18 protein-coding genes are annotated in these 19,515 nt (G+C 76.5%); 9 read left to right on the top strand and 9 right to left on the bottom strand.

All coding sequences use genetic code 11. The annotated features are described in order from the left end of the window. Positions 1-31: 31 nt before the first annotated feature. The gene (hrcA, locus tag EYB28_RS13595) at positions 32-1,159 is read right to left on the bottom strand and encodes a heat-inducible transcriptional repressor HrcA (RefSeq protein WP_166848848.1); all 1,128 of its coding nucleotides are present in this window, start codon (positions 1,157-1,159) and stop codon (positions 32-34) included. A 356-nt stretch (positions 1,160-1,515) separates the two neighbouring features. Here hrcA and EYB28_RS13600 point away from each other — a divergent pair, with 356 nt between their 5' ends. The 3 genes from EYB28_RS13600 (at position 1,516) to EYB28_RS13610 (ending at position 5,693) form a co-directional block, all read left to right on the top strand. Then, complete coding sequence (locus EYB28_RS13600) at positions 1,516-1,731, top strand: hypothetical protein (RefSeq protein ID WP_166848853.1); 216 nt, start codon at positions 1,516-1,518, stop codon at positions 1,729-1,731. Positions 1,732-1,817: 86 nt separating this feature from the next. Beyond that, on the top strand, positions 1,818-4,661 hold the full coding sequence (locus EYB28_RS20535) for an AAA family ATPase (RefSeq protein WP_166848856.1): 2,844 nt from the start codon (positions 1,818-1,820) through the stop codon (positions 4,659-4,661). Between the two features lie 150 nt (positions 4,662-4,811). Beyond that, positions 4,812-5,693, top strand: a complete 882-nt coding sequence (locus EYB28_RS13610; protein ID WP_166848859.1) for a DUF3097 domain-containing protein — start codon at positions 4,812-4,814, stop codon at positions 5,691-5,693. A gap of 10 nt (positions 5,694-5,703) precedes the next feature. Here EYB28_RS13610 and EYB28_RS13615 read toward each other — a convergent pair whose 3' ends face one another. Continuing rightward, positions 5,704-6,303, bottom strand: coding sequence for a DUF4282 domain-containing protein (locus EYB28_RS13615; RefSeq protein WP_166848862.1), 600 nt, complete (start codon positions 6,301-6,303; stop codon positions 5,704-5,706). 53 nt (positions 6,304-6,356) lie between these two features. Next, positions 6,357-7,187 (bottom strand): hypothetical protein, encoded by an 831-nt coding sequence (locus tag EYB28_RS13620; RefSeq protein WP_166848865.1) that lies wholly within the window; start codon positions 7,185-7,187, stop codon positions 6,357-6,359. 139 nt (positions 7,188-7,326) lie between these two features. On the opposite strand from EYB28_RS13620, the gene EYB28_RS13625 reads away from it, so the two are divergent. After that, positions 7,327-7,800, top strand: a complete 474-nt coding sequence (locus EYB28_RS13625; RefSeq protein ID WP_166848868.1) for a DUF4870 domain-containing protein — start codon at positions 7,327-7,329, stop codon at positions 7,798-7,800. Between the two features lie 75 nt (positions 7,801-7,875). On the opposite strand, the gene hemW is transcribed toward EYB28_RS13625, so the two are convergent. Continuing rightward, entirely contained in the window at positions 7,876-9,141 is a 1,266-nt protein-coding gene (gene hemW / locus EYB28_RS13630; protein ID WP_166848871.1) for a radical SAM family heme chaperone HemW, read from the bottom strand. Continuing rightward, a complete protein-coding gene (gene lepA, locus EYB28_RS13635) occupies positions 9,141-11,030 on the bottom strand; it encodes a translation elongation factor 4 (RefSeq protein WP_304599247.1) in 1,890 nt (629 codons plus the stop codon). Before lepA ends, hemW begins: the two co-directional genes overlap by 1 nt. 158 nt (positions 11,031-11,188) lie before the next feature. Here lepA and EYB28_RS13640 point away from each other — a divergent pair, with 158 nt between their 5' ends. From EYB28_RS13640 to EYB28_RS13655, 4 genes are all read left to right on the top strand, one after another. Next, on the top strand, positions 11,189-11,743 hold the full coding sequence (locus EYB28_RS13640) for a DJ-1/PfpI family protein (protein WP_166848874.1): 555 nt from the start codon (positions 11,189-11,191) through the stop codon (positions 11,741-11,743). A gap of 44 nt (positions 11,744-11,787) precedes the next feature. Then, positions 11,788-12,558 (top strand): maleylpyruvate isomerase N-terminal domain-containing protein, encoded by a 771-nt coding sequence (locus tag EYB28_RS13645; RefSeq protein ID WP_240930560.1) that lies wholly within the window; start codon positions 11,788-11,790, stop codon positions 12,556-12,558. A 64-nt stretch (positions 12,559-12,622) separates the two neighbouring features. Then, complete coding sequence (locus tag EYB28_RS13650; RefSeq protein WP_166848877.1) at positions 12,623-13,414, top strand: alpha/beta fold hydrolase; 792 nt, start codon at positions 12,623-12,625, stop codon at positions 13,412-13,414. A 49-nt stretch (positions 13,415-13,463) separates the two neighbouring features. Then, positions 13,464-13,976: a type II toxin-antitoxin system PemK/MazF family toxin gene (locus tag EYB28_RS13655; RefSeq protein ID WP_166848880.1), complete on the top strand. Its 513-nt coding sequence runs from the start codon at positions 13,464-13,466 to the stop codon at positions 13,974-13,976. A gap of 20 nt (positions 13,977-13,996) precedes the next feature. Here EYB28_RS13655 and EYB28_RS13660 read toward each other — a convergent pair whose 3' ends face one another. Beyond that, the gene (locus EYB28_RS13660; protein WP_166848883.1) at positions 13,997-14,230 is read right to left on the bottom strand and encodes a hypothetical protein; all 234 of its coding nucleotides are present in this window, start codon (positions 14,228-14,230) and stop codon (positions 13,997-13,999) included. A 237-nt stretch (positions 14,231-14,467) separates the two neighbouring features. On the opposite strand from EYB28_RS13660, the gene rpsT reads away from it, so the two are divergent. After that, positions 14,468-14,728 carry a 30S ribosomal protein S20 gene (gene rpsT / locus EYB28_RS13665; RefSeq protein ID WP_166848886.1) on the top strand — a complete coding sequence of 87 codons (261 nt, stop codon included), beginning with the start codon at positions 14,468-14,470 and terminating at the stop codon, positions 14,726-14,728. Between the two features lie 119 nt (positions 14,729-14,847). Here the strand turns inward: rpsT and holA are convergent, their stop codons facing one another. From holA to EYB28_RS20360, 3 genes are all read right to left on the bottom strand, one after another. Further along, positions 14,848-15,882 carry a DNA polymerase III subunit delta gene (gene holA / locus EYB28_RS13670; RefSeq protein WP_166852411.1) on the bottom strand — a complete coding sequence of 345 codons (1,035 nt, stop codon included), beginning with the start codon at positions 15,880-15,882 and terminating at the stop codon, positions 14,848-14,850. A gap of 93 nt (positions 15,883-15,975) precedes the next feature. After that, a complete protein-coding gene (locus tag EYB28_RS13675) occupies positions 15,976-18,456 on the bottom strand; it encodes a ComEC/Rec2 family competence protein (protein ID WP_166848888.1) in 2,481 nt (826 codons plus the stop codon). Next, a complete protein-coding gene (locus EYB28_RS20360) occupies positions 18,453-19,496 on the bottom strand; it encodes a ComEA family DNA-binding protein (protein WP_166848891.1) in 1,044 nt (347 codons plus the stop codon). The genes EYB28_RS13675 and EYB28_RS20360 overlap by 4 nt, the downstream gene beginning before the upstream one ends. Between the last annotated feature and the right edge of the window lie 19 nt (positions 19,497-19,515).

The following is a 19,515-nucleotide window of genomic DNA, read 5'->3' on the forward strand; positions in this document are numbered from 1 at the left end:
AGGGGTCGGGTGTCGGGTGGGAGGTCTCGGGTCAGCCGGGCAGCACGCGGGACAGGTAGCGCGCGACCGCGCGGACGGACGCGATCGTGCCGGGGTAGTCCATCCGGGTGGGTCCGATCGAGCCCAGGAGCGCGACCGTGTCGCCGTCGCTGCCGTACCCGGAGGCGACGACCGAGGCCTCGGTGAGCCCGTCGAGCCGGTTCTCGTGCCCGATGCGGACGCCGACGCCCTCGCCCCACGGCTGCTCGTCGCCGGCGCCGTCGCCGCGCCGGCCGCGCGGCTCGCCGACCATCTCGGTGAGCAGCCCGAGCAGCACGACCTGCTCCTCGAGAGCCTCGAGGACCGGGCTGAGCCCGTGCGTGAACGGCATGTCGGCGCGCGCCAGGTTCGCGGTGCCCGCGAGGACGATGCGTTCCTCCCCCTCCGTGCCGAGGGTGTCGACCACCAGGTCGGCCACCCCGCGGGCCAGCGGAGCCAGGTCGGGCGCCACCCCCGCGACCACGCGGGCGAACGCGGCCGGCAGCTCGGAGAGGCGCTTGCCGGCGGCGGCGGCGTTGAGGCGCGCCCGCAGCTCCCCGAGGGATCCCTCGTCGAGCACCGGGGCCGCCGCGCCGTCCTCGGGGGCCTCGACCGTCGCGACCGCGGGTTCCTCGCCGGGGGCGTCGGTGACGTCGAGGTAGCGCTGCTCGACCCGGCCGGTGTCCGTGATGACGACGACGAGGAGGCGGCAGCCGCCGACCGGGACCAGCTCGAGGTGCCGCAGCCCGGACAGCCGCAGGGACGGGTACTGCACGACCGCGACCTGCCCGGTGAGCTGGGCGATCAGCCGCCCCGCCCGCCCGAGGACGTCGTCCAGGTCGACCGCCTCGGACAGGAACGTCTCGATGGCGCGCCGCTGCGGGCTCGTCAGCGGGCGCACCTCGGCGAGGCGGTCCACGAACAGCCGGTAGCCCTTGTCGGTCGGGACGCGGCCCGCCGACGTGTGGGGCTGGGCGATGTAGCCGGCGTCCTCGAGGGCGGCCATGTCGTTGCGGATGGTGGCGGGCGAGACGCCGAGGCCGTGCCGCTCGGTGAGCATGCGCGACCCGACCGGCTCGCGCGTCTGGACATAGTCCTCCACGATCGCGCGCAGCACCGCCAGGCGACGCTCGTCGCTCACGGGTCCTCCCCTCGTCGCGTCGGTCCTCCCGTGCCTGCGAGGTCGCCCGGGAGGGGCGACCCATCCTTAGCACTCTCGTGCTCTGAGTGCCATCCTACGCGGCGCGGCGGACGACGACGGCACCCCGCCGGGGTCGTCCACGTCACCCCCGGCCGGGCCCCGGCGTGCGGACGGGCCGCCACGTCGGCCTGGGCGCCCGTCCCGACGCCTTGCCCGACATCTGCCCGACGGAGGGCGCGAAAGATAGGGCGGTCGACCGATCCGCCGGGGTACCTCAGACGCGCAGGCTGAGACGTATCGGGCCGCACCGGGCCCACCGGGCCGCGAGCGAACCGGCCCCGACGAAGGAGACCGCCATGGACGCGAACCTCCACCTGGACCTGCACCGCCTGCGCACCGAGGAGCTGGCGCGCGACGCCGGCCGCCGCCGCGAGGTCGCCGAGCGCCGGGCGGACGCGCGGCACGCCACCGCCCCGGCGGCGAGCCGCCGGGCCCGCCGCGACCGTCGGTCCCGCACCGGCGGGGCCGGCGCGTGGGGCGTGCCCGCCGGCACGCCCCACGCCTCCGCGTGAGCGGGGACGCCACCCTCGTCGTCGCGGACCGCCCGCCCACCGGTCGGGCACCGGCAGGACCCGCCCTGTCCTGGCACGATGACGACGTGAGCGTCTCGACCCCTGCACCGACCCCGCTCGTGGGCCGCTCCCACGAGCTCGCGCTGCTGCGCGACGCCGTCGCGGACGCCCGCGTGGGCCGCGGCCGCGCGGTCGTCGTGGCGGGCGAGGCGGGCATCGGCAAGACCCGCCTCGTCGAGGAGACGCTCGCGGCCGAGCACGGCTCCCCGGGCGCGGCCCCGCTGGTCCTGCGGGGACAGTGCGCCGACTCGGGGTCCGGCCCGGTCCCGTACGCGGGCCTCGCGGGCCTCGTGGCGGACGCCGTGGCGCAGATCGGCGCGGAGGCGACCCTGGAGGCCGCCGGGCCCGCCGCCGACGCCCTCGGCGCGATCGCGCCCGGGCTGGTCTCGCAACGCCGCGACGTGGACACGGGCCGCCTGCCCGAGGTGCTGTCCGACCTGGTGCTCGCCCTGTCGCGGCGCCGGCCGGTCGTCGTGGTCGTCGAGGACCTGCACTGGTCGGACGACGTGACCCGCACGGTCGTGTCCCGCCTCGCGCGCAGCGTGCCCGGCGCGCCCGTCCTGGTGGTCGTGAGCTACCGGAGCGACGAGGTCGGGCGACGCCACCCGCTGCGGGGCGTGCTGACGGAGCTCGCCCGCGCCCGCCTGGTGACCACCGTGGAGGTGCCTCGGCTCGAGCCCGGCGAGGTCGTCGAGCTGACCGGGACCCTGCTGCGCCCGGGCGCGGCGCCCTCGCCCCTGCCCGGCGGCGTGCTGCAGGACCTGGTCGAGCGCAGCGAGGGGGTGCCGTTCTACGTCGAGGAGCTGGCCGAGTTCGTCGGCGGGTCGGCCGGCACCCGACTGCCGGAGACCCTGCGCGACGTGCTGCTGCTGCGCTACGGCGCCCTGTCCCCCGGCGCGCAGGCGTTCTGCCGCGCGGTCGCCGCGGCGGGCCAGCACGCGCCGCACGAGCTGCTGCGCGCGGTCCTGGGCGACGAGCACCTCGCGGAGGCCGAGACCGCCGCCCGCGAGGCGGTCGAGGCGCACGTGCTGCTCGCGAACGTCGACGGCTACCGGTTCCGGCACGCCCTGATGCAGGAGGCCGTCGCCGACGAGCTGTTGCCCGGCGAGGCGCGGCGGTTGCACGCGGCCTACGCCGAGACCCTGGAGAGCACGGGGCGCACCCTGGCCGACCGCGCCGCCGCGGCCGACCACTGGTGGCGCGCCCGCGTGCCGGACCGCGCCCTCGTCGCGGCGTCCGCCGCCGTCACCGCCGACGACGCCACGGGAGCGACGTCCACGGTGGTCGCGCTCGGCGAGCGTGCGCTCGAGCTGTGGGACCTCGTGCCCGACGCCGAGGGCCTGACCGGGGTGGGCCGGGCCGAGATGACGCGGCGGGTCGCCGCGGCCCTGCAGCAGGCCACACGCCTCGACCGCGCCGAGGCGCTCGCCCGCGAGGCCGTCGCCCTGTGGCCCGCCGACGACCCGTCGGGCAAGGCACGCGCCCTGGCCACCCTCGCCAACGTGGTCGCCAAGGCCGGCAGCCCCGAGGCGGAGGCCATCACCGACGAGGCGCTCGCCACGGTCCCCGACGACGACCTGGCGGGCCGCGCCGTCCTGCTGCGCGTCAAGGCCCGCAACGCCATGATCGACGGCCGGGACGCCGAGACCGTCGAGACCGCCACCCGGGGCTACGAGACGGCCGTGGCCGCGGGCGACACCGCGAACGCGTCGGTGTGCCTGAACATGCGCGCGATCGGCCGCGTCGACGGAGGCGACCGCGACGGGCTCGCCGACATGGAGCGGGCCCGCGAGCTCGCGGGAGACGACTGGTACCCGCTGAGCCACTACTACACCAACGCCTCCGACCTGCACATCAAGCTCGGGGAGTTCGACGCCGCCCGGGAGATCGCCGAGGTCGGTGCGGCGCGCGCCCGCGAGCGCGGTGCCGGGTGGGCCAGCCGCGCCATGCTCGAGGGCAACGTCGCCGAGGCGCTCGTCGGGCTGGGCCGCTGGGCGGAGGCCGAGGCCTGGTACGAGCGCTCCGTCCCGCTGGTCGACCCCAGCGACTACGCGGTGTACCTGGGCGAGCGGCGGGCCTGGCTGATGCTGTGGCGAGGACGCGTCGACGAGGCGCAGCGCGTAGGTCGGGCGCAGCGCGAGACCTGGCTGCGGTTCGGTCGCCTCGAGGCGCAGATCCGCGCGCGGGTCGCGCCGACGCTCGCCGAGCTCGCCCTCGAGCGCGACGACGTCGACGACGCGCTCGACCAGGTGCGGCTCGCCACCGACCCGGACGACCTCGCGCCGTCCTACCTGCTCCCCCTCCTCGGGGTCGCGGCGCGGGTGCTCGCGCACGCGCGCGACCTCGGCAGGCCCGTCGACGACGCGCCCTACCGCGCGGCGCTCGCCCGCTGCGCCGACTGGCCCACCTACCCGGCGTGGGCCGCCGTCGTCGCCGCGGAGCTCGGCGACGGCCCCTGGTCCGCCGTCGTGGAGGCCGGCGGACCCGCCCACCTGCGCCCCTACGCCCTGTTCCGCGACGGGCGGGCGCTCCTGGCCGCGGGCGACCGCGCCGCCGCGCGCGACCGGCTGGCGGCCGCGGTCGACGCCGCCGAGGCGATCGGAGCCGGGCTCGTGTCCGCCTGGGCGACGGAGCTGCTCTCCGGTGCGGGGCTGGCCGGGACGCGCCGCCGCAGCCCGGCCGCGGGCCTCACCGACCGCGAGCGCCAGGTGCTCGACCTCGTCGCGGAGGGGCTGACGAACGGGCAGATCGCCGAGCGCCTGTTCATCTCCCGCAAGACGGCGTCGGTGCACGTCTCGGCGATCCTGCGCAAGCTCGGGGTGACCAGCCGCACCGAGGCCGCCGTCCAGGCCGCCCACCTCCCCCGCTGACCACGCGCTGGCCGGTCTCGTTCGGCAGTCCGGTACTCGTTCGGTCCCGGCAGGTGCCGACCGAGTACCGGACTGCCGAGTGAAACCTGCCCCGGGCAGCGCGCGTGTCGGCTCGACCACGCGAGCGACGGCGGCCGTAGGCTCGCCGTCGTGCACGACCGCTACGGCTCCGACGTCCTCGCCCCCGCCTCCGCCCGCCGCCCCGGCGCGCCCGACGGCTCCGCGCACCACCGGCGCCGGCCCGTCTCCGCGCCCCGGCCCGCCGAGCGGGGCCTGGTCGTCGAGGAGGTCACCACCGGCTGGGTGGGCGCCGTCGTCCGGATCGAGAAGTCCGGCGGCGTGCACCTCGTGGTGCTGGAGGACCGGCGCGGGCGCACCCGGTCGTTCCCGCTCGGGCCGGGCTTCTGGGTCGACGGGCAGCCGGTGGAGCTCACCGCGCCGGTCACGTCCCGCGCGCCCGCGGCACCGACCCGCACGGCCTCCGGGTCGGTGGCGGTGCGAGGGCAGCGCGCCCGGGTGGCGCGCGGCAGTCGCATCTGGGTGGAGGGCAAGCACGACGCCGAGCTCGTCGAGAAGGTCTGGGGCGACGACCTGCGCGTCGAGGGCGTCGTCGTGGAGATGCTGGACGGCGTCGACAACCTCGCCGACGCCCTCGCCGAGTTCGAGCCCTCGCCGGAGCGCCGCGTCGGCGTGCTGGTGGACCACCTGGTCCCCGGCGCCAAGGAGCAGCGGCTCGCCGACGCCGCCCTGCGCACGGTGCCCCGGGGCACGGTCCTGGTGCTCGGGCACCCGTACGTCGACGTCTGGCAGGCGGTCAAGGCCGAGCGGCTGGGCCTGGCGGCGTGGCCCACGATCGAGCGCGGCACGGAGTGGAAGCGCGGCATCCTGCGCGAGCTCGGCTGGCCGGCCTCGTCCACCGAGGACGTCGGCCGCGCGTGGCAACGGATCCTGGGCCGCGTGCGGGACTATCGCGACCTCGACCCGGCCCTGCTGGGCCGGGTCGAGGAGCTGATCGACTTCGTCACCGCCTGAGCCGGGCGCCTCACGCGAGCCCGTCGCGCTCCGCGTAGCGATTGACCTGCTGCGACATCGAGATCACGGCCAGGACGAACTCCAGGGCGATCCGGGCGACCGCCAGGTACACGAGCGCGACGATCCAGCCGAAGAGCAGGAACAGCACGCCCGGCAGCCAGCCACCCTGGAAGGCGGCGATGAGCGCGCCGAGCCAGCCCAGCGCCACGAGGATCGTGATCACCACGTACACCACCTTGACGATGGTGGGCGTGATGTACCGGTGGAACGAGTAGTCGAAGAGCGCCGAGAAGAAGCTCTCCCCGCCGCGGGTCGGCAGTGCGGCGACGCGGCTCGGCGGCTGCTCGACCCCGGGGTACAGGCCCGGGTCCTGCAGCCCCGGGTCCTGCTGCCGTCCGGGCCGGGCGCCGTACGGGTCCTGGCCTCCGGGGTGCTGGGCGTACGGCTGGTGGGCGTAGGGCTGCTGACCGTACGGCTGGTGCCCGTGCTGCGGGGGCGGCCGCTGACCATACGGCTGGTGCCCGTGCTGCTGACCAGGCTGCTGACCGGGCTGCTGACCGGGCGGCCCGTCGGGGCCGTCCTGCGGCGGCTGCTGCGGGTTCTCGCTCATCGTTCCTCCCTGGGATGGGTGGCGGGCGGTGGGGCCACGACGTCGGGACGCTGTCAGCCGGGCGGCGCGACCTGTTGTCCGACGAGGCGTCGGTACACGAAGGCGCCCGTCAGCACGGCGACCGGCACGGTGACGAAGGCGCCGACGACGAACAGCAGGAAGCCGGCCAGGCCGAGGAGCACCACCGTCACGACCGTCGCCACCGCGACGCCCAGGTTGCGGCGCACGAGGTCGACGCTGGAGCGCATCGCGGTGACGGCGTCCTGCTCGGCGTCGATCACGTAGAACAGCGCCGCGGACAGGAAGAACGCGATCACGAGGCGGAGCAGCGGGCCGAGCAGCGGCACGAACGCCAGCAGCAGGGTCAGGAGCCCGTTCACCACACCCAGGGCGACGATCCCCCCGACGTTGCGCAGCGCGAAGAAGTCGCCGAACGCGGCCCGCCCGGACCGGGTGGCGGCGAGCGCGCCGTGGGCGAGCACCGCGCCCAGCACGATCTCGACGACCGCCAGCAGCGAGGTCAGGAGGATGTCGGTGACCGTGGCGCCCGCCTGCACGAGGTCGAGGACGGCGTCCGGGTCGTCGTAGCTCTCCAGCACGACGCGCAGGTCGGGCGTGAGCAGCACTGTCGCGGCGACGCCGATCATCAGCACCACGAGCATCGCGCCGATCCAGGCGCCGGCGCCCCGGGCGAAGCTCGCCCACGCCCACCCGAGCGCCCGCCCCACCGAGACCCGGTCACCGGAGGGCCCCGGGCCGGGACCCGCGGCCGGCCGCGGGCCGGGCGGTGGCGTCGGCGGGCGGTACCCCTCGCCCGCGTACTGCCCGTACGCCGGCGGCCGGTCGGCGTCGCGTTCCTGCGGGCCCGGCGTGCTGTCGTCCATCTGCTCCCTCTCCGCGTCCCCGGACGCGGGGCGCCCGAGGCTTCCACTCTCGTGCGGCCGCCGGGGCGGCGCCACCCCACACGCCGGTGACGGACGGCACGACCTGCCGTGACGACCGATGATGCGCCAAGATGGAGACATGAGTGCCCCACCTGGCGGACCTCCGCCCCAGCAGCCGCCCTACGGTGGCCAGCCTCCCTACGGCGGCCAGCCTCCCTATGGCGGCGAGCCGCCGTACCCGCCGCCGGCCTACGGCCCGCGGCCGCTGTCCCCGTCGGACGAGCGGACGTGGGCGATCGTCGCCCACCTGGGCCCCCCGGTGCTGTCCCTCCTGAGCTTCGGCGTCCTGGGCTTCCTCACCCCGCTGATCGTGTGGCTCGCGTTGCGCGACCGCAGCGCGTACGTCGGCGAGCAGGCCAAGGAGTCGCTCAACTTCCAGATCACGTTGCTCATCGGCTATGCCATCGGCTGGATCACGATCTTCGTCCTCATCGGGCTCGTGATCCTGCCGGTCGTGTGGATCGCGGCCCTGGTCTTCGGCATCCTCGCCGCCGTCGCCGTCAACCGGCACGAGCCGTACCGGTACCCGGTCAACATCCGCATGATCAGCTGACCCCTCGAGCGTGGTGGGCGCGCTCTCGGCGCCGTCTCCGACGAGACAGGGCCGAGATCGCGCCCACGACGTCCCTCAGGCAGTGAGCTCGCGCACGACGGCGTCCGCCAGCAGTCGGCCGCGCCGGGTCAGCACCGCACGCCCCCGCAGGGCGGCGACGCCGTCCAGCAGCTCGCGGGCGACCAGGCCCGCCACGGCGCGGCGACCCGCGTCGTCGAGCACCGCGAGGTCGAGCCCCTCGCGCAGCCGCACCCCGAGCATCACCCGCTCCAGGTGTGCCTCCTCGGCGGTCAGCAGCTCGCGGCCCGCGCCGGGCGACCGGCCCTCGGCGAGCAGCGCGGCGTAGCGCCGCGGGTGCTTGACGTTCCACCAGCGCACCCCCGCGTGCTCCCCGGCCGCCCCACGGCCCGCCGACACGTACGAGTGGGCCCCGGGGCCGATCCCCCACCAGTCGTCGCCGCGCCAGTAGGCCAGGTTGTGCCGGCAGGCGTGCTCCGGGCCACGCGCCCAGTTGCTCACCTCGTACCAGCCCAGGCCGGCGGCCGTCAGCAGGTCGTCCGCCAGCTCGTACTTCGCCGCCTGGTCGTCCTCGTCCGGCAGGGTGAGCTGGCCGCGGCGTACCTGGGCGTGCATCTTGGTGCCCGGCTCGACGACGAGCGCGTACGCGGACACGTGGTCCACGCCCGTCGCCAGGGCCGACTCGACCGACGCCCGCCAGTCGGCCGGCGACTCGCCCGGGGTGCCGTAGATGAGGTCCAGCGACACGCCCAGCCCCGCGTCGCGCGCCCAGGCGACGACGTCGGGGATCCGGCGCGGGTCGTGGGTGCGCTCCAGGGTGGCGAGCACGTGCGGCACCGCCGACTGCATGCCGAACGACACGCGCGTGAACCCCGCGTCGGCCAGCACCCGCAGCGACTCGGGCGTCACCGAGTCCGGGTTGGCCTCGGTGGTCACCTCCGCGCCGTCGGCCAGGCCCCACGTCCGCTCGATCCCGCGCACCACCCGCGCGAGGTCCTCGGCCGGGAGCATCGTCGGCGTCCCACCGCCGAAGAACACGGTGGACACGGGCCGCGAGCCGAGCCCGGCGCCGTCGAGCACGCGGGCCGCGAGCGCCACCTCGTCCAGCGCCGTCGACGCGTACTGCGACTGCGACGCGCCCCCGCCGAGCTCCGCGGCCGTGTACGTGTTGAAGTCGCAGTAGCCGCAGCGCACCGAGCAGAACGGGACGTGCACGTACACGCCGAAGGGGCGCTCGCCGGCGGCGTCGGCCGCGGCGGGTGCCACCCAGGCCGGCAGCGTCCCGTCGTCGGGAACCGGCTCGCCGTCAGGCAGCGCGGGCACTACTTCTTCTTGTCCTTGGACTCCTTGGCGCCGCCGGCGTCCGAGGACAGCGCCGAGATGAACGCCTCCTTCGGCACCTCGACCGACCCGATGTTCTTCATGCGCTTCTTGCCCTCCTTCTGCTTCTCCAGCAGCTTGCGCTTGCGGCTGATGTCGCCGCCGTAGCACTTGGCGAGCACGTCCTTGCGGATGGCGCGCACGGTCTCGCGCGCGATGACGCGCGCGCCGACGGCGGCCTGGATCGGCACCTCGAACTGCTGGCGCGGGATGATCTCCTTGAGCTTGGCGGTCATCCGCACGCCGTACTCGTAGGCGGCGTCCTTGTGCACGATCGCGCTGAAGGCGTCGACCTGCTCGCCCTGCAGCAGGATGTCGACCTTGACGAGGTCGGCGGCCTGGTCGCCGGTGGCGTCGTAGTCGAGCGACGCGTACCCGCGGGTGCGGGACTTGAGGTTGTCGAAGAAGTCGAACACGATCTCCGCGAGCGGCAGGGTGTAGCGCAGCTCGACGCGGTCCTCGGACAGGTAGTCCATGCCCTCCATCTGCCCGCGCCGGTCGGTGCACAGACCCATCACGGCGCCGACGAACTCGCTCGGGGTCAGGACCGTGGCCTTGACGACCGGCTCGCGCACCTCGCGGATCTTGCCGCCGGGGAACTCGCTCGGGTTGGTGACCTTGACCTCGGTGCCGTCCTCCAGGGTCACGTCGTAGACGACGTTCGGGGCGGTCGAGATGAGGTCGAGGTCGAACTCCCGCTCCAGGCGCTCGCGCACGATCTCCAGGTGCAGCAGCCCGAGGAACCCGACGCGGAACCCGAAGCCGAGGGCGACCGACGTCTCCGGCTCGTAGTTCAGGGCGGCGTCGTTGAGCTTGAGCTTGTCGAGCGCGTCGCGCAGCGTCGGGTAGTCGGACCCGTCGATCGGGTAGAGCCCGGAGAACACCATCGGCTTGGGGTCGTCGTAGCCGCCGAGGGGCTCGTCGGCGGGCTTGGCGGCGTTGGTGACCGTGTCGCCGACCTTGGACTGGCGCACGTCCTTCACGCCGGTGATGAGGTAGCCGACCTCGCCGACGCCCAGGCCCTTCGTCTTGTACGGCTCCGGGGAGATGACGCCGATCTCCAGCAGCTCGTGCGTCGCCCGGGTGGACATCATCTGGATGCGCTCGCGGGGGCTCAGGTCGCCGTCCACGACGCGCACGTACGTCACGACGCCGCGGTACGTGTCGTACACGGAGTCGAAGATCATGGCGCGCGGCTGGGCGTCGGCGTCACCGACGGGCGCGGGGACCCGCTCGACGATGCGGTCGAGCAGCGCCTCGACGCCCTCGCCCGTCTTGCCGGACACCTTCAGCACGTCCGCCGGGTCGCCGCCGACGAGGTTCGCGAGCTCCTCGGCGTACTTCTCCGGCTGGGCGGCCGGCAGGTCGATCTTGTTGAGGACCGGGATGATCTCCAGGTCGTTCTCCATCGCCAGGTACAGGTTGGCGAGGGTCTGCGCCTCGATGCCCTGCGCCGCGTCGACGAGGAGCACGGCGCCCTCGCACGCGGCGAGCGACCGGGAGACCTCGTAGGTGAAGTCGACGTGCCCCGGGGTGTCGATCATGTTCAGCGCGTGCGGCGTCTCGACGCCGTCGGAGTCGGCGGTCGCCCACGGCATGCGCACGGCCTGCGACTTGACCGTGATGCCGCGCTCGCGCTCGATGTCCATCCGGTCGAGGTACTGGGCGCGCATGTCCCGCGACTGCACGACGCCGGTGAGCTGCAGCATGCGGTCCGCGAGCGTCGACTTGCCGTGGTCGATGTGCGCGATGATGCAGAAGTTGCGGATCAGCTCGGGCGCCGTGGCGTTGGGCTCGATGCGCGCGGTCAGCGCGGGTCCGGGGATGGGCACTCGATCTCGCTCCGTCAGGGTCGTTGGGGCTCTCGGCCAGGGCGCCGTCATTCTCCCACGACCGGGGCCCGCTCCCGCGTGCGTGCCCCGGCGCCGCCTGCGTACGGTCGGTGCGGACGACGTCGTCCACCACCGCACGCGACGAGAGGAGCCGGACCATGACGGACCTGACGGGCAAGCGAGTGCTGGTGATCGTGACGGGGTACGGCGTCGAGCAGGACGAGCTGGTGGTCCCGCTCGAGCACCTGCGCGCCGCCGGCGCCACGGTGACGGTGGCGTCGGACGGGCCGGGCGACGTCCGCACGCTCGTCGGCGACAAGGACCCGGGGCGCACCGTCCCCGTGGACACCACCTACGACGAGGCCGACACGGCGGCCGCGGACCTGCTGCTCGTGCCGGGCGGCACCCTCAACGCCGACTCCCTGCGCCTGCAGGCCGCCGCGATCCGCATCGTCGACGAGTTCGCCGCCGGCGCGCGCCCCGTGGCCGCCATCTGCCACGGGCCGTGGGCGCTCGTCGAGGCCGGCCGGGTGGCCGGCGCGACCCTCACGTCGTACCCGTCGCTGGCCACCGACGTGCGCAACGCCGGCGGCACCTGGGTGGACCGTGCCGTGGTGCGCGACTCGGGCGCCGGGTTCCCGCTGGTGACCTCGCGCACCCCCGACGACCTGCACGACTTCCTGCGTGAGGTCGAAGCGGCGCTGGTCGGCTGAGGGCGCCCGCCCCGCCGTCGGGCCCGGGCGCTAGCCTGCGCACCGTGACCGCCACCGACCGGCCCGCCGGCCAGAGCCCCGACCTCCCCGCGTTCCTGCCGCTGCTCGAGCGGCTGCAGGAGACGTTCGCCCAGGACGTGCTCGGCACGGCCCCCGACGCACGGGTCCCCGCCTGCGGGGACTGGCGGGTCCGCGACCTCGTCGTGCACCTGGCGGGCGTCCACCGCTGGGCCGCCGGCATGGCACGACGGGAACGTGTGCCCGACGCCGTCGAGGCGCCGGACCACGAGCTGCACGACACCTACACGGCCGCCGCGGCCGAGCTGCGGGAGACCCTCGGGTCGACGCCGCTGTCCGCCGCGGCGTGGACGCTCCTGGGCGACGGGACCGCGGAGTTCTGGCACCGGCGCCAGGTGCACGAGACGCTCGTGCACCTGCACGACCTGCGGGTCGCCGGGCTCGGCTCCGGGCCCGCCGTCGCCCGGCGTCGACCGGTCGACGTCCCGGCCGCCGTGTGGGCCGACGCCGTGGACGAGGTCGTCACCCTGTTCCAGCCCCGCCAGGTGCGGCTCGGCAGGCTCGCGCCGCTGCCCGCGACCGTCGCCCTCGACGCCACGGACACCGGCGACCGGCGGGTGCTCGGCGCGCACGAGGACGGCCGCGCCGCCGCACGGCCCGCCGCCGCCGTGGCCGGGCCCGCCCGGGACCTCGCCCTCGTGCTCTGGGGCCGGCTGACGACGCGGGAGGCCGGCCTGGAGGTCGACGGCGACGCCGATGTCGTCGCGGAGGTGCTCGCGTCGCCGATCGTGCCATGACCCGTCCGCCCGGGGGCCGATGAGTTCGACGACCCGCCGGCGTCTGACGCGCATGACCGACTTCGTGACCACAGCCACCGGCGACCGCGTCGCCTACGACCTGTACCCCTCCGGCACGGCCGGCGGCACCGCCCTGGTCTTCGTCGCGGGCGCCGGCCCGTTCCGCGCCACCGACCCCGTGACCACCGAGACCGCCGAGCGCGCCGCGGCCCTGGGGGTGACCACCCTCGTCTTCGACCGCCTCGGCCGCGGCGAGTCGCCCGCGACCGGCCGCCTCGACCTCGACCGCGAGCTCGCGGCCGTCGACGCGGCGATCGACGTCGTCGGCGGGAAGGCCGCGCTCTGCGGCCACTCGTCGGGCTGCGCCATCTCCCTGCGCGCCGCCACCCGGCCCGGCGCGGCGGGCGAGCGCGTGTCGGCGCTCGCCCTGTGGGAGGCGCCGCTGGAGTCCACCGCGGAGGAGACCCAGGACTGGGCGGACGAGATCGAGCGCCGCATCGACGCCTGTGACCTGGCGGGTGCCACCGAGCACTTCATGAAGGACATGCCGCCCGAGTGGCTCGCGGGGGCCAAGGCGTCCCCCGACTGGGGCCGGATCGCCGCCTCGGTCGTCAGCCAGCGCGCGGACGCGCAGGCGCTCGCCTGGGCGCAGCGCGCGCTGGACGACGCCGCGCTCGCGCCGCCCGTCCCGGTGCTCGCGACCTACGGCGCCGAGACGTTCCCCGGGATGCCCGAGGCCGCCGAGCGGATCGCCTCCGTGGTGCCCGACGGGACCGCCGAGCAGCTCCCCGGCGCCGGGCACACGTGGGAGCCCGAGTCGATGGCGCGGCGGCTCGCGACGTTCCTCACGACCTGAGCGGGGCGGACGCCGCGTCCCGGGCGCGCCTCGCGCATAGGGTGTCGCCGTGGCGAACCGTTGGCTGAGACTGATCCGGGACGTGCTGCGCGCGGCGACCTCGGGGGGCGGGGCCCGTCGCACGGCCCCGCCCCGTCCGCGCGGCAGGACGGCGCCCGGCGGCTACCCGGGCGACTTCACCGGCACCGTCGTCCCGGCGTACTCCCCGCGCCTGGACGGCGACCCGGACCCGGGCGAGGTCGTGTGGACCTGGGTCCCCTACGAGGAGGACCACGCCCAGGGCAAGGACCGCCCCGTGCTGCTCGTCGGCCGCGACGGCCCCTGGCTCCTCGCGCTCCAGCTCACGAGCAAGGACCACGACCTCGACGCCGCGCAGGAGGCCCGCCACGGGCGCCTCTGGATGGACATCGGGTCCGGCCCCTGGGACTCCCGCGGCCGCCCCAGCGAGGTGCGCCTCAACCGCGTCGTCCGCGTCGACCCGGCGAAGGTCCGCCGCGAGGGAGCCGTGCTCGACAGGGCGCGCTTCGACCGTGTGGTCGCCGCGATGCCGCAGACCCGGTAGCCACACGGACCGTCAGCCCGTCAGCGGACCGTCCAACCGTCATCGGAGCCGGCCCGATGCCCTCGCCGGGACCGCACCACGGCCGACGCCAGGCCGACCAGCGACCCGACCACCGGGACGAGGACGGCGACGAGGACCACGACGGCCCTTCGCACCGTGCTCCCCCGGGGGTCGGCGGCCCCGTACACGGCGCCCACGACTCCGAGCACCCAGAGCGTCAGCATCACGACCTCGGGGCCGTTGACGGCCAGCATCGGGTGGGCCTCCTCGCGACGATCGGCGCCCCCGGTCCGGGCGCCCCCCCCGACATCGTGCCAGGCCGCGCCGTTCCCAGCATGTCCTCTGGTAAAGTGGTGCGCTGCGTGTCCGCCCAGGTCGGCGGGCACAGCCACAGTTCCTCTCCACGGGTTCCCCACCCCAGTCCCGGAGCTGTGGCCGCCCTCTACGACCTATCCGCTCGCCATCAGGCGAACACACCAGGAAGTCCACCAGTGGCAAACATCAAGTCCCAGATCAAGCGCATCAAGACGAACGAGAAGGCGCGCCTGCGCAACAAGTCCGTCAAGTCCGAGCTGAAGACCTACGTGCGCAAGGTGCGCGAGGCCGTCGCCGCGGGCGACAAGGACGCCGCGACCACCGCGCTGCAGGCCGCGTCGCGCAAGCTCGACAAGGCCGTCTCGAAGGGCGTCATCCACACGAACCAGGCCGCGAACCGCAAGTCGGCGCTGGCCAAGGCCGTCGACGCGCTCTGAGTCCTCTCTGAGTCGTCCGGCGCGGGCACCCGCCCGAGCCGACCGAACGCCCCTTCACGCCACGGCGTGGAGGGGCGTTCCGCGTATCAGGCCGCCGGCAGCCGTGCCCCGGCCGCCCGTCACCGCCCGCGGGCCCGGGCGATCGTCAGCACGGCCTTCTCGACCGCGTAGACCGGGTCGCGCCCGCCGCCCTTGACGTCGGCGTCGGCCTGCGCGACCGCGACGATCGCGGTGGCGAGCCCCTCCGGGGTCCATCGCGACAGGTCACGCTGCGCGTTGCGGACCTGCCAGTCCTGCAGCCCGAGCTGACGGGCCGTGACGGTGCCGCCGCGGATCGCCGCGACGCGCGCGAGCGTGCGCAGGCGCAGCGCCAGGGCGGCGACGATCGGCACCGGGTCCGCGCCGGTCGCCAGCGCGTGCCGCAGCAGCGCCACCGCTCCCCCGACGTCGCCGGCGACCGCGGCGTCCGCGACCTTGAACCCCGTCGCCTCGACCCGGCCGCCGTAGTAGCGGTCGACGACGTCCGTGCCGATCGTCCCCGTGGTGTCGGCGACGAGCTGCGCGCACGCCGACGCGAGCTCGCGCAGGTCGTTGCCCAGCGCGTCGACGAGCGCCCGGACGGCGGCGGCGTCCGCGCGCCGGCGCGCCGCGCGGAACTCCCCGGTGACGAACTGGACCTTGTCGGCGTCCTTGGTGATCGCGTCGCACTCCAGCACCGGGGAGCCGCTCGCCACGATCGCGTCGAGCATCTTCTTGCCGCGCTGCCCGCCGCCGTGCACCACGACGACCACGGTCTCGGGGTCCGGCGCGGCGACGTAGGCCACGACGTCGGCCACGAGGTCCTCCGTGGCGGCCTCGGCCCCGCGCACCACCACGACGGACGCCTCGCCGAAGAGCGAGGGGCTCGCCGCGACCGCGAGCTGGCCGGCCGCGTACGTCGACCCGTCGAGCTCCGTCTTCTCCACCGACGCGTCCCGCTCGCGTGCGAGAGCCACGACGCCGTCCACGGCCCGCTCGGCGAGCAGGCCCTCCGGGCCGCGCACCAGGACGACGGGCGCGAGCGTGGGGTCGTGCCACGGCCTGCTGTGGGCCGCGGACCTGCCGCGGCGGGACGCCTGGGACCGGGACTGACGGGAGGACGACGCGGCGGGCACGGGCACCAGCCTGCCACGGCCCGCCCACACCGTGCGCCGGCCCTCGTGCACGCCGTCGCCGTGGCCGGGCACGGGCCGGCGGGCGCACCGCGCTCACGGACCGGCCCGGGCGCAGGACAGCCCGATCTCGCTGTCGCGCAGCACCAGCGCCGCCGTGCCGCACTCGTCGGTGCGCACGACCGCCGACCCCACGCCCGCGTACAGGTCCAGGGCAGCGTCGGTGGGGTGGCCGTAGGTGTTGCCCTCCCCCACGCTGACCAGGGTCACGCGGGGCGACAGCCACCGCGCCAGCGCCGCCGACTGCGCCCGGGAGCCGTGGTGGGACATCTTCACCACGTCGACGTCCGCGGCGGTCGCGGTGCCGGCGAGCGATCGGAGCAGCGCCTCCTGCCCACCCGTCTCCAGGTCGCCGAGCGCCACCAGGTCCAGACCGCCCGCCGTCCGCAGGCGCACCGCGACGCTCGCCTCGTTCGCGCCGTCGCCCTCGTCGCTCGCGGCGCCCGCCCGGCCGCCGCCGCTCGGGTCGGCGGCGAGCACCTCCCAGCCCACGGACCCCGCTGTGCCCCGGTCACCGGCCGACGCCGCGCGCACCGGCACGCCCGTCTCCGCGAGCCGCGCGCGGACGGCGCCCGCGCCGTCGGCCGGGGCATCGAGCGGGGAGACCAGCGCCCCGGCCACGTGCCGGCCGGCGAGCACCGGCCCGAGGCCGCCCACGTGGTCGGCGTGGAAGTGGCTCAGCACGAGCAGGTCGACCGTCGCCACCCCCAGGCGGTCGAGGCAGGCTCCCGCGCCGCCGCCGGGCGGCCCCACGTCGACGACGACGGCCGCCTCGGGCCCGCTGCGCACGACCAGGGCGTCGCCCTGGCCGACGTCGCACGCCACGACCCGCCAGTCCGGCGGTACTCCGCCTCCGCCCATGCCGGGCGGCCCGGGCAGCCCGGTCGTCCACGCGACGAGCACCACGACGACGGCCCCCGCGCCCGCGACGCCGCCGACGACCACGGGCCCGGGCCGCCCGCGCAGGGCCGGCCACCGGAGCCCGGGCCCGGTGCCTCGCCAGGTGCGCGCCCACCCGTCACCGGGCGGACGGCGCAGGACGAGCGCCAGCGCGACCGCGGTCAGCGCCGCCAGCGCCAGCGCGCCGCCCACGCCACCCGGCCACGGCACCGTCGCCCCGGGCAGTGCGGCGAACCAGCGGGCGAGCGCCGCGATCCACGACGTCGCGAGCCCAGCGGTCCAGGCCACGACGTGGGCGGCGCCCGGCGCCCACGGGGCGAGCAGGGTGGCGACCAGCCCGAGGACGGTCGCCGGCACCAGGGCGGGGGCGGCGAGCAGGTTCGCCGGGACGGCCACGAGGGACACGCGCGGGTCGAGGAGCACCAGCACCGGGCCGCACGCGGCCTGCGCCGCCCACGGCACGGCGAGCGCGAACGCGAGCGGCCGGCCGGTCCAGGGGGCGAGCCGGCGCGCCAGCGGCCCGGACAGCAGCACGAGCCCGGCCGTCGCCGCGCACGACAGCGCGAACCCGTACGACCGCGCGAGCCACGGGTCGACCACGAGCAGGCCGGTCGCCGCGGCGGCGAGCGCCGGGAGGCCCGCGGACGGGCGCCCCAGGGCCAGGCCGAGGAGGCCGAGGGCGCAGGTCCAGGCGGCGCGCAGCACGCTCGGCTCGGGGCGCACCAGGGCGACGAACCCGAGGGCGGCCACCACCAGCACGCCGATGCGGACCGCCCGCGGCGCGCGCAGGACGGCGCACAGCGCGGTGAGGGTCGCGACCACGATGGCGAAGTGGCCCCCGGAGACCGCGGTGACGTGCGTGAGGCTCGTGGTGCGCATGGCCGTGTCCAGGTCGTCGGGCATCCGCGACGTGTCGCCCACCGCGACCCCGGGCACCAGGGCGCGCGCCTGCGGAGACAGCGTCCCGCTGACGTCCGCGAGGGCCGACCGCAGCGTGTGGGTGGCGCGCAGCACTGCGCCGGGCGCGGCGCGCTCGCGGACCGTCTCGGCCGACGCGACGCGTGCGACGACGCCGTCACCGGCCGGGACGGCACGCAGCACGCCGGAGATCTCGACGGTGGCGCCGTAGCGCGGGGCGGGGCCCGGGGAGGTCACCTCGACCAGCCCCGCGGCGGCCGACGACGCGCCGCGGCCGTCCACCGACCCGACGGCGAGCGCCCAGCGGTGGCCGTCGCCGAACGTCGCGGGCCGCGGCTGCGACGCCACCTGGCCGGCGAGGCGCACGAGCGCGCCGTCGGTCGCCAGCTCCAGGACCGGCGCCTGACGTGCGGACTGGATCCAGGCCCCGGCGCACACCGCGAGGACGCACACGGGCACGAGGACCAGGTGCCCCGCGGCTCCCCGGGCCCGGCCGCCCCGGGAGGAGCGCGCACCCAGCAGGACGGCTCCGACGGCGCCGACCACCAGGAGCAGGGCCGCCCCGGCGACAGCCGGCGGGCCGGACCAGGGGGCCGACGGGCCGGCCGTGACCAACCACGCGGCCGCCACCGCGGCGAGCGCGGCCGGGACGAGCCGCAGGTCTGCCCCCGGGCCGGGCGCCGCACCCTCGCCGCTCACACGCGGGCCAGGTCGCGCACCTGCTCCAGCACGGACGGGCCGATCCCGGAGATCTCGGCGAGCTCGTCCACGCTGGTGAACGGTCCGTGCTCGTCGCGGTGGGCGACGATCCGCTCGGCGAGCACCGGGCCGACGCCGGGCAGCGCCTCGAGCCCGTCGGCCGTCGCCGCATTGAGGTCGACGACCTCGGCGCCGCCGGGCTCGCCGACGCCGCCCGTGGACGGCGGCGGGACGTCCTCGCCGGGCGCGGGCACGCGGATCTGCTCGCCGTCCACGACGGCGCGAGCCAGGTTGAGGCCGGCGGTGTCGGCGTCCTCGGTGGGCCCGCCGGCCTCCTGCACAGCGTCGGCCACGCGGGCGTCCGGGGGCACCGAGACCAGCCCGGGGCGCCGCACCTCGCCGACCACGTGCACCACCACGGCGCCCGCGACGCCGACCCCGGTCGCCGCGGCCCCGCCGTCCTGACCGGGGAGCGTCGCCCCGGCCGCCGCCAGGTCGGACCGGGGCGCGTCCTGCGCGGGCTCGGTCGTCGCCGGCGCCGAGTTCCGCGCGGAGGCCCCCGGGTCCCCGTCGGCGCCGGGCCCGGGCACCGCGCCGGGGCCTGCGGACGCCGCCACGCCGGCGGACCCGAGGGAGACGACGTCGCCGGCGCCGCCGAGCGCGACGACGGCGGCGCCGACGGCCACGAGGAGGACGGCGGCACCGGCCGCGGCGGCCGCGCGCAGGCCGAGACCCCAGCGCCGCCGCCCCTCGGGGACGGAGTCGTCCGCCGCGGTGAGCGGGTGACCGTGCACCGCCGAGTACGCCGCGGCGACGTGGCGGGCCGAGCGGCGCTCGCGCAGCCGCGCGGCGAGCTCGTCGGCGGCGCCCGCGCCGGGCCCGGCGGCGACCGCCGGGTGGTCGCGCGGCGGGGCCGTGCGTTCGACGGCGTGCCACGCGTGCAGGCGCGCCGCGGCGGCGTCGAGGTCCGCGGTTGCGTCGGTGCCCGTGGCGGCCGGGGCGCGGTCCGGTGCGGTCGGTTCGTGGGGCGGGGAGGTCACTCGGTGGACGCTAGGGTCC

Origin of the sequence: Isoptericola sp. BMS4 (genome assembly GCF_011634835.1) — a bacterium.
In the GTDB taxonomy this organism is placed as follows: Bacteria; Actinomycetota; Actinomycetes; order Actinomycetales; family Cellulomonadaceae; genus Isoptericola.

What these genes read in the sequence shown, in the direction of transcription:
- EYB28_RS13640 (WP_166848874.1), top strand. Translation starts at nt 11,189, where the DNA reads ATGACGGACCTGACGGGCAAGCGAGTGCTGGTGATCGTGACGGGGTAC.
- EYB28_RS13615 (WP_166848862.1), bottom strand. Translation starts at nt 6,303, where the DNA reads ATGAGCGAGAACCCGCAGCAGCCGCCGCAGGACGGCCCCGACGGGCCG.
- EYB28_RS13625 (WP_166848868.1), top strand. Translation starts at nt 7,327, where the DNA reads ATGAGTGCCCCACCTGGCGGACCTCCGCCCCAGCAGCCGCCCTACGGT.
- EYB28_RS13660 (WP_166848883.1), bottom strand. Translation starts at nt 14,230, where the DNA reads ATGCTGGCCGTCAACGGCCCCGAGGTCGTGATGCTGACGCTCTGGGTG.
- EYB28_RS13600 (WP_166848853.1), top strand. Translation starts at nt 1,516, where the DNA reads ATGGACGCGAACCTCCACCTGGACCTGCACCGCCTGCGCACCGAGGAG.
- EYB28_RS13620 (WP_166848865.1), bottom strand. Translation starts at nt 7,187, where the DNA reads ATGGACGACAGCACGCCGGGCCCGCAGGAACGCGACGCCGACCGGCCG.